The organism is Streptomyces sp. KR55 (assembly GCF_052245645.1).
Lineage (GTDB): Bacteria > Actinomycetota > Actinomycetes > Streptomycetales > Streptomycetaceae > Streptomyces > Streptomyces flavusporus.
This window is the reverse complement of the sequence record NZ_JBQQCE010000401.1, coordinates 1-8,998: the sequence shown is the minus strand read 5'-3', so window position 1 is coordinate 8,998 and position 8,998 is coordinate 1. Positions and strand designations below refer to the sequence as shown.

7 protein-coding genes are annotated in these 8,998 nt (G+C 71.2%); 4 read left to right on the top strand and 3 right to left on the bottom strand.

Going from position 1 to position 8,998, the window contains the following annotated elements; translation table 11 throughout:
- The coding region (locus tag ACTWQJ_RS39335; RefSeq protein WP_443311229.1) for a SpoIIE family protein phosphatase at nucleotides 1-1,715 on the top strand (1,715 nt) is incomplete at its 5' end.
- Nucleotides 1,716-1,814: 99 nt separating this feature from the next.
- Here ACTWQJ_RS39335 and glnA read toward each other — a convergent pair.
- A complete protein-coding gene (gene glnA / locus ACTWQJ_RS39330; protein WP_409472505.1) occupies nucleotides 1,815-3,176 on the bottom strand; it encodes a type I glutamate--ammonia ligase in 1,362 nt (453 codons plus the stop codon).
- Nucleotides 3,177-3,509: 333 nt separating this feature from the next.
- Here glnA and ACTWQJ_RS39325 point away from each other — a divergent pair, with 333 nt between their 5' ends.
- From ACTWQJ_RS39325 to ACTWQJ_RS39315, 3 genes are read left to right on the top strand one after another with little or no spacing between them, the layout of a single operon-like run.
- A complete protein-coding gene (locus ACTWQJ_RS39325; protein ID WP_443311228.1) occupies nucleotides 3,510-4,175 on the top strand; it encodes a DUF3105 domain-containing protein in 666 nt (221 codons plus the stop codon).
- Entirely contained in the window at nucleotides 4,172-4,798 is a 627-nt protein-coding gene (locus ACTWQJ_RS39320; protein WP_443311227.1) for a DUF305 domain-containing protein, read from the top strand. The genes ACTWQJ_RS39325 and ACTWQJ_RS39320 overlap by 4 nt, the downstream gene beginning before the upstream one ends.
- Before the next feature lie 59 nt (nucleotides 4,799-4,857).
- Nucleotides 4,858-6,612 (top strand): NAD+ synthase, encoded by a 1,755-nt coding sequence (locus ACTWQJ_RS39315; protein WP_443311226.1) that lies wholly within the window; start codon nucleotides 4,858-4,860, stop codon nucleotides 6,610-6,612.
- Between the two features lie 182 nt (nucleotides 6,613-6,794).
- Here the strand turns inward: ACTWQJ_RS39315 and ACTWQJ_RS39310 are convergent, their stop codons facing one another.
- The gene (locus ACTWQJ_RS39310) at nucleotides 6,795-8,015 is read right to left on the bottom strand and encodes an MFS transporter (RefSeq protein ID WP_443311225.1); all 1,221 of its coding nucleotides are present in this window, start codon (nucleotides 8,013-8,015) and stop codon (nucleotides 6,795-6,797) included.
- 88 nt (nucleotides 8,016-8,103) lie between these two features.
- A partial coding sequence (locus ACTWQJ_RS39305) for an endonuclease/exonuclease/phosphatase family protein (protein WP_443311224.1) occupies nucleotides 8,104-8,998 on the bottom strand: 895 nt, incomplete at its 5' end.

The window sequence follows — 8,998 nt, the reverse complement described above, 5'->3', positions numbered from 1 at the left end:
ATGCGCTCCTTGCCTGCTGCCAGCGCCTGGGCCTGCTCCTGCAGCAGGCCGCCGACGGTGACCACCCGGTGCTGCCCGAGCCCGAGCCGCGAGTGGTCCCCCCGCTCCGCTCCCGCACCCCCGAGCCGGTCTGGGAGACGGCCGCGGCCGACTTCGCCGAGCGCCTGCCCGGAGGCTGCTGCGCGCTGAACCCGGAGGGCCGGATCACCTTCCTCACCCTCGCCGCCGCCGACCTCCTCGGAGCCGACGTCCCCGGCCTGTTGGGCGCCCGGCCCTGGGAGGCCCTGCCGTGGCTGGACGACCCGGTCGTCGAAGACCGCTACCGGGCCGCAGTCTTCAGCCGCCGGCCCACCTCCTTCACCGCCCTGCGCCCACCGGACCACTGGCTGTCCTTCCGCCTCTACCCGGACCCATCCGGCATCAGCGTCCGCATCACCCCCACCGCCACGGCCCATGGCCCGGACGCTTCAGGGGTGCTGCACCCCGCTGCCCCCGCCGCCCCGGGCCGGGCGACCGCGCTCTACCACCTGCTGCACCTGGCCGCCACGCTCACCGAGGCCGTCGGGGTGCGGGACGTGGTCGACCGGGTCGCCGACCAGCTGCTGCCCGCCTCCGGCGCCCAGGCCCTCGCCCTGATGACGACGCAGGAGGGCAGGCTGCGGATCATCGGCTACCGCGGCTACGCCGCCGAGCTCATGGACCGCTTCGACGCCCTCCCCCTGACCTCGGACACCCCCGCCGTGCACGTCCTGACCACTGGCATCCCCAGCTTCTTCGCCACCTTCGAGGACCTCAAACGCGCCTATCCCCCCGCCGTCCGGCAGGACGAGATGGGCGCCTGGGCCTTTCTGCCCCTGATCACCTCCGGCCGCCCCGTCGGCTCGCTGGTACTCGCCTACGCCCGGCCCCACCCCTTCGCCCCGGAGGAACGGGCCATCCTCACCTCCACCGCCGGACTGGTCGCCCAGGCCCTGGACCGGGCCCACCTCTACGACGCCAAACACCAGCTCGTCCACAGCCTGCAGACCGCCCTGCTGCCCCAGGCCCTTCCGCGCATCCCCGGCCTGGACGTGGCCGCCCGCTACCTCCCCGCCGCCCGCGGCATCGACATCGGCGGCGACTTCTACGACCTCATCCGCCTCGACAAGGCGACCGCCGCCGCGGCCATCGGCGACGTCCAGGGCCACAACGTGAACGCCGCCGCCCTCATGGGACAGGTCCGCACCGCCGTCCACGCCACCGCCGGCGCACCCCCCGGCGAGGTCCTGGCCCGCACCAACCGCCTGCTCACCGACCTGGACACCGGCCTGTTCACCAGCTGCCTCTACGCCCACCTCGACCTGGCGCGCCACCGCGCCCACCTGGCCACCGCCGGCCACCCCCCGCCGCTGCTGCGCCACCCCGACGGGCACACCACGGTCCTCGACCTGCCGCCCGGACTGCTGCTGGGCATCGATCCGGCCGCCGACTACCCGACGACCGGGATCCCCCTGCCACCCGGCGCCGTGCTCGCCCTGTACACCGACGGCCTCGTCGAAACGCCCGGCACCGACCTCGGCGAGGCCATCGTCGGCCTCGCCGACCAGCTCGCCCAGTCCCGGGAGCAGAGCATGGACGCCCTCGCCGAGACCCTCGTCCACCACGCCCAGCGGTCGGCATCCCACGGCGACGACATCGCCCTGCTCCTCATCCACCCGCACCAGGACGGCGGCTGACACGAGACGGCCCAGGGCCAGTGAGACGACTCAGGGCCGACGGTTCGAGACCGTCGGCCCTGGATGCCGTATAAGCGGGATACCTGCGCTGACCTGCGCCTACAGCACCGGCAGGTTCTTCCGCAGCTCGAACGCCGTGACCTCGCTGCGGTACTCCTCCCACTCCTGCCGCTTGTTGCGCAGGAAGAAGTCGAAGACGTGCTCACCCAGCGTCTCGGCGACCAGATCGCTGCGCTCCATGAGGCCGAGCGCCTCCCCCAGGTTCTGCGGCAGCGGCTCGATTCCCATCGCCCGCCGCTCGGCATCGGACAGCGCCCACACGTCGTCCTCGGCGCCCGGCGGCAGTTCGTAGCCCTCCTCGATGCCCTTGAGACCGGCGGCGAGGAGCACGGCGTACGCCAGATACGGATTCGCACCGGAGTCCAGCGACCGCACCTCGACCCGCGCGGACCCGGTCTTCCCCGGCTTGTACATCGGCACCCGCACCAGCGCCGACCGGTTGTTGTGCCCCCAGCAGATGTACGACGGCGCCTCACCGCCCGCACCGGCCGTGCGCTCGGAGCCGCCCCAGATGCGCTTGTAGGAGTTCACCCACTGGTTGGTGACCGCCGAGATCTCCGCCGCGTGCCGCAGCAGGCCCGCGATGAAGGAGCGGCCGACCTTGGACAGCTGGTACTCGGCGCCGGACTCGTAGAACGCGTTCCGGTCGCCCTCGAACAGCGACAGGTGCGTGTGCATACCGGAGCCCGGGTGTTCGGAGAACGGCTTCGGCATGAAGGTCGCCTGCAGGTTCTGCTCGAGCGCCACCTGCTTCATGACCAGGCGGAACGTCATGACGTTGTCCGCGGTGGACAGCGCGTCCGCGTACCGGAGGTCGATCTCCTGCTGGCCCGGCGCGCCCTCGTGGTGGGAGAACTCGACGGAGATGCCCATCGACTCCAGCATGGTGATCGCCTGGCGGCGGAAGTCCATGCCGACGTTGGTCGGGGTGTGGTCGAAGTAGCCGGAGTTGTCGGCGGGGGTCGGCACCGAGCCGTCGACCGGCTTGTTCTTCAGCAGGAAGAACTCGATCTCCGGGTGGGTGTAGAAGGTGAACCCGAGGTCGGAGGCGCGGGCGAGGGCGCGCTTGAGGACGTAGCGCGGGTCGGCGAAGGAGGGGGAGCCGTCCGGCATGAGGATGTCGCAGAACATCCGGGCCGTGCCCGGGGTCTCCGCACGCCACGGCAGGATCTGGAACGTCGACGGATCGGGCTTGGCGATCATGTCGGACTCGTACACCCGGGCGAAGCCCTCGATGGCGGAGCCGTCGAAGCCGATGCCCTCGTCGAAGGCCTGCTCCAGCTCGGCCGGGGCCACGGCCACGGACTTGAGGAAACCCAGCACGTCCGTGAACCACAGGCGTACGAACCGGATGTCGCGCTCCTCCAACGTCCGGAGCACGAACTCCTGCTGCTTGTCCATCTTCCGATTCCCCATCCTTGCTGGTCAGGCCGCCTGTCTCCCGCACCACGGGAGGCGGTCGGGCACCTGAGCATCCCACCACAACACCATTTCATGCGCGTTGCGGACCTTGATCGCCCGGCCGACCCTGGCCTGAACGCCTCGCGTACGGCAGGTGTACGGCTGTGCTGCCCATCTTGCCTGCTCGCACCGACATCCGTAATGCCCGTCCGGAGGCCACGGTGATCGGGCCCTTCACGGTCCGTTCCTGTGCCCTGCCTACGACACGGCCCACCTCCCGCATTACGATCAGCTCACCCGACTGTCCTCCCGTTCCCCAGAAGGGCCGGCCCCATGGGTTCCGCCAAGAACAAGAGCAGTGCGGCGCGCGCGGCGCGCATAGAGGAGATGCGGCGCGCGGAGCGTGCCCGTGAGCGGCGCAACCGGATCCTCACGATCGCGGCCAGTGTGGTGGTCGTCGCCGGTCTCGTCGTCGGTGGCGTGGTCTTGGTCCAGTCGCAGTCCGACGACTCCGACGAAGCGGCGAGCGACGCGAAGACCACCGGCAAGTTCGTCACGGGCGCGGACGGCGTCAGGACGTGGGAGGGCGACCTGGCCCGCAACCACGTCACCAAGACCGTGTCGTACCCGGTGGAGCCCCCGGTCGGCGGCGACCACCACCAGGTGTGGATGAACTGCAACGGCGACGTCTACACCGAGGAGATCCCCAACGTGAACGCCGTGCACTCGCTGGAGCACGGCGCGGTCTGGGTGACGTACACGAGCAAGGCCTCCAAGGACGACGTGGACGCGCTGGCGGCGAAGGTGAAGAAGACGCCGTACACGCTGATGAGCCCGGACGAGAAGCAGAAGGACCCGATCATGCTGACGGCGTGGGGCCACCAGCGGACGGTGACCGGCGCGGACGACCCGAACGTCGACAAGTTCCTCGCGAAATACGTGCAGGGTGAGCAGACTCCCGAGCCGGGGGCCGCCTGCACGGGCGGGCTGTCGAAGTGAGGCGTGCGCGGGCCGGCTGGATCGCGGGGGCCGCGGCGGCACTGCTCGTCGCGGTCGGCGGGATCATGTACGCGGTCGCCGGGGACGGCGGCTCGGACGCCGCCGCGCCGGCCGCCGACTCCGCGGACGCCGGCTTCGCGCGCGACATGGCGGTGCACCACCAGCAGGCCGTGGAGATGTCGTACGTCGTGCGCGACCGCACCGACGACGAGGAGGTGCGGCTGCTGGCGTACGACATCGCGCAGACGCAGGCCAACCAGCGCGGCATGCTGCTGGGCTGGCTGGACCTGTGGGGGCTGCCGAAGGTGTCGGCGCAGCCGATGGCCTGGATGGGCATGAGCGGCATGGCGTCCGGCGAGGACGGGGCGCTGATGCCGGGGATGGCGACCGACACCGAGATGAAGCGGCTGGGGCAGCTCGACGGACGGCAGGCCGAGGTCTTCTTCCTTCAGCTCATGACGGACCATCACCAGGGTGGCATCCACATGGCGGAGAGCTGCGTCGACAAGTGCACGGTCGGCACGGAGAAACGGCTGGCGCAGGGCATGGTCGACGCCCAGGAGTCGGAGATCCGGCTCATGGCGGACCTGCTGAAGGAGCGGGGCGCGAAGCCGCGGCCATAGTGCCGTGGCCCACACCGGCCGCCACCCCATCGCGTCGCTCTGACGATTACACTGGGCCCGTGCCTCAACTACGTCTCGCCCTGAACCAGATCGACTCGCGCGTCGGCGACCTCGCCGGGAACACGGAGACGATCCTCCGCTGGACCCGGCACTCCGCCGAGCAGGGAGCGCATCTCGTGGCGTTCCCGGAGATGGCGCTGACCGGGTATCCCGTCGAGGACCTGGCCCTGCGTCCCTCCTTCGTCGAGGCATCCCGCGCGGCCCTGCGCTCGCTCGCCGCCCGGCTCGCCGAGGAGGGCTTCGGGGAGCTGCCGGTGATCGTCGGCTATCTCGACCGCAGCGAGACCGCCCAGCCGAAGTACGGCCAGCCGGCCGGCGCCCCGCAGAACGCGGGGGCGGTGCTGTACGGCGGCGAGGTGGCGCTCACCTACGCCAAGCACCACCTGCCGAACTACGGCGTCTTCGACGAGTTCCGGTACTTCGTCCCCGGCGACACCATGCCGGTCGTACGGGTGCACGGCGTCGACGTGGCGCTGGCCATCTGCGAGGACCTGTGGCAGGACGGCGGCCGGGTGCCGGCGGCACGGTCCGCCCAGGCCGGGCTGCTGCTGTCCATCAACGCCTCGCCGTACGAGCGCGACAAGGACGACACCCGCCTCGAGCTGGTGCGCAAGCGCGCCCAGGAGGCCGGCTGCACCACCGCCTACCTCGCCATGATCGGCGGGCAGGACGAGCTGGTCTTCGACGGCGACTCGATCGTCGTGGACCGGGACGGGGCGGTCGTGGCCCGGGCGCCGCAGTTCGCCGAGGGCTGCGTGGTGCTCGACCTGGACCTGCCCGCGGCCTCCCCCGACGCCCCGACCAGCGTGGTGGACGACGGGCTGCGCATCGACCGCCTGGTGCTGTCCGAGGAGCCCCTGCCGGCGTACGAGCCGACGCAGACGGGCGGATACGCCGAGCGCCTCGACGACGACGAGGAGGTGTACTCGGCGCTGGTGGTGGGCCTGCGGGCGTATGTCGCGAAGAACGGCTTCACGTCGGTCCTGATCGGCCTGTCCGGCGGCATCGACTCGGCGCTGGTCGCGGCGATCGCGTGCGACGCGGTCGGCGCGCAGAACGTGTACGGCGTGTCCATGCCGTCGAAGTACTCCTCCGACCACTCCAAGGGCGACGCGGCGGAGCTGGCCCGGCGTACGGGTCTGAACTTCCGGACCGTCCCGATCGAGCCGATGTTCGACGCGTACATGGGGTCGCTGGGCCTGACCGGGCTGGCGGAGGAGAACCTCCAGGCGCGGTTGCGCGGCACGACGCTGATGGCGATCTCGAATCAGGAGGGTCACATCGTCCTGGCCCCCGGCAACAAGTCGGAGCTTGCGGTCGGCTACTCGACCCTGTACGGCGACGCGGTGGGCGCGTACGGCCCCATCAAGGACGTCTACAAGACGTCGGTCTTCCGCCTGGCCAAGTGGCGCAACAAGGCGGCCGAGGAGCGGGGCCAGACCCCGCCCATCCCGGAGAGCTCCATCACCAAGCCGCCGAGCGCGGAGCTGCGGCCGGGCCAGGTCGACACCGACTCCCTGCCGGACTATCCCGTCCTGGACGCGATTCTCGAGCGGTACGTCGACCGGGACGAGGGCGCCGACACGATCGTCGCCGCCGGCTTCGACCCCGCACTGGTCACCAAGACCCTGCGCATGGTCGACACCGCCGAGTACAAGCGCCGCCAGTACCCACCGGGCACAAAGATCTCTCCCAAGGGCTTCGGCAAGGACCGCCGCCTCCCGATCACAAACAGCTGGCGAGAGACGGCGTAACCGCATCACCGCGTAGCCGCGGGCAGTCGTGCCGCCGCAGCCGCCGTAGCTGCGGGCAGTCGTGCCGCCCTCAGTGCCTTAAGGGCCTGGGGGCCCCCGGGGCGGCACGGGTGGGCGCAGCGGCACCCCGTAAGCGCCGGGCTGCGCAACCCACCCCCGCCCAGCCCGGCGCCGGACGCCGATCAGAGATGCACCGCCGGCGAGGCCTCCGGCACGTGCGACGCCACCAGCCGCTCACGCCCCGCCGACACAACAGCCCGACGCCGGTCCACCACGTACGCCGTTCCAGCAACCGCCAGCCCCAGCACCGCAAGCACCGCACCCGCCGTAGCCGGCGACGTCACACCGAACCCCGCCGCCAGGGCAAACCCACCGATCCACGCACCACCCGCGTTGGCCAGATTGAACGCAGCCTGGTTGGCGGAGGACGCCAGCGACGGCGCCGCGGCAGCCTTCTCCATGACCATCAGCTGAAGCGGGGACCCGGTCACGAACGCCGCCGTACCGAGCAGCGCCACACCGAGCGCGGCGCTCCACCGGGCCTCCATCAGCAACGGGAAGAGGCCGAGGACCACCACGAGGGACGCCAGGCCGCCGAACAGCGTGCCCCGCATCGCGTGGTCGGCGAGCCGCCCGCCCAGCAGGTTGCCGATCGTCGCGCCGACGCCGAACAGCGCCAGCAGCAGCGTCACGCTGGTCTCGGCGTACCCGGCGGAGTCGGTGAGCATCGGCGTGATGTAGCTGTACGCGGCGAAGAGCGCACCGAAGCCGGCGACCGTCGTGCCGAGCGCCAGCCACACCGGCAGCGAGCGCAGGGCGGCCAGTTCGCCGCGCAGGCCGGTGGTGGAGGCATGGGCGTGGTCGTGCGGGATCAGCAGGGCCAGCGAGGCTATCGCCGCCACGCCGATCGCGCTCACGCCGAGGAAGGTCGCCCGCCAGCCGAGGTGCTGGCCCATGAGGGTGGCGACCGGGACGCCCGCGATGTTGGCGACCGTGAGGCCGAGGAACATCAGCGAGACGGAGCGGGCCTTGCGCTCGGGCGCGACCATGGCGGTGGCGACGACGGCGCCCACGCCGAAGAAGGCGCCGTGCGGCAGACCGCTCAGGAAGCGGGCGGCCAGCAGCCAGTGGTGGTCGGGGGCGAAGGCCGAGAGGGCGTTGCCCACCACGAAGAGGACCATCAGGCCGATGAGCACGGTGCGCCGGGACATGCGCGCGGTGACCGCGGCCAGCAGCGGGGCGCCGATGACGACGCCCAGCGCGTACGCGGAGACCAGGTGTCCTGCGCTGGGGATCGAGATGTGCAGGTCGTCCGCGACGTCGGGCAGCAGGCCCATCATCACGAATTCGGTCGTGCCGATGCCGAAGGCGCCGACGGCCAGAGCGAGCAGGGCCAGGGGCATGAAGGGGCCTTTGCCTTTCAGAGCGGGGTTCCGTCCATCATATGTTCAAGTACGGAACAAAGCGTCCCAGGCCCAGTATTCCAGCGGGTTAAGACCCGGTTGCCAGGTCCACACGCGCCGCCACCGGCAGATGGTCGCTGCCCGTCTGCGGCAGCGTCCAGGACGTGACCGGCTCCACACCCTTGACCATGATCTGGTCGATGCGCGCCATCGGGAACGACGCCGGCCAGCTGAAGCCGAAGCCGCTGCCCGCCGCGCCCTGGGTGGAGCGCATCTGGGCGGTCACGGCGTTGAGCGCGCGGTCGTTCATGGTGCCGTTGAGGTCGCCGAGCAGGACGACCCGGGTCAGCTGCTCGTCGGCGATGGCCTCGCCGAGCGCGTCGGCGCTGGTGTCGCGCTGCCGGGCGGTGAACCCGGCCTCCAGCTTCACGCGGACCGAGGGCAGGTGGGCGACGTAGACGGCGAGCTGTCCGCCCGGTGCGGTCACCGTGGCGCGCATGGCCCGGGTCCAGCCCAGCTTGATGTCGACCGGCCGGATGTCACTGAGCGGGTACTTGCTCCACAGTCCGACGGTGCCCTGCACCGAGTGGTACTTGTACGTCGACGCCAGCGCCGACTCGTATGTCGGCACCGCGGCCGCCGTCAGCTCCTCCAGCGCCACCACGTCCGCGCCGGACGCGGCCACGTCCCGGGCCGTGCCGGACGGGTCGGTGTTGTCGGCGTTGACGTTGTGCGTGGCGACGGTCAGGTCGCCGCCGGCCGCGGCCGCCTTGTCGGTGAGCAGTCCGCCGAAGAGGTTCAGCCACACGATCGCCGGGAGCAGCACGGCGATGAGCGCGGTGGCGGACCTGCGGACGAGGGCCAGCAGGAGCAGCAGCGGGACGAAGACGCCGAGCCAGGGCAGGAACGTCTCGGTGAGGCTGCCGAGGTTGCCCACGCTGTTCGGGATGTACGCATGGACCAGCATGACCATGGCCAGCAGC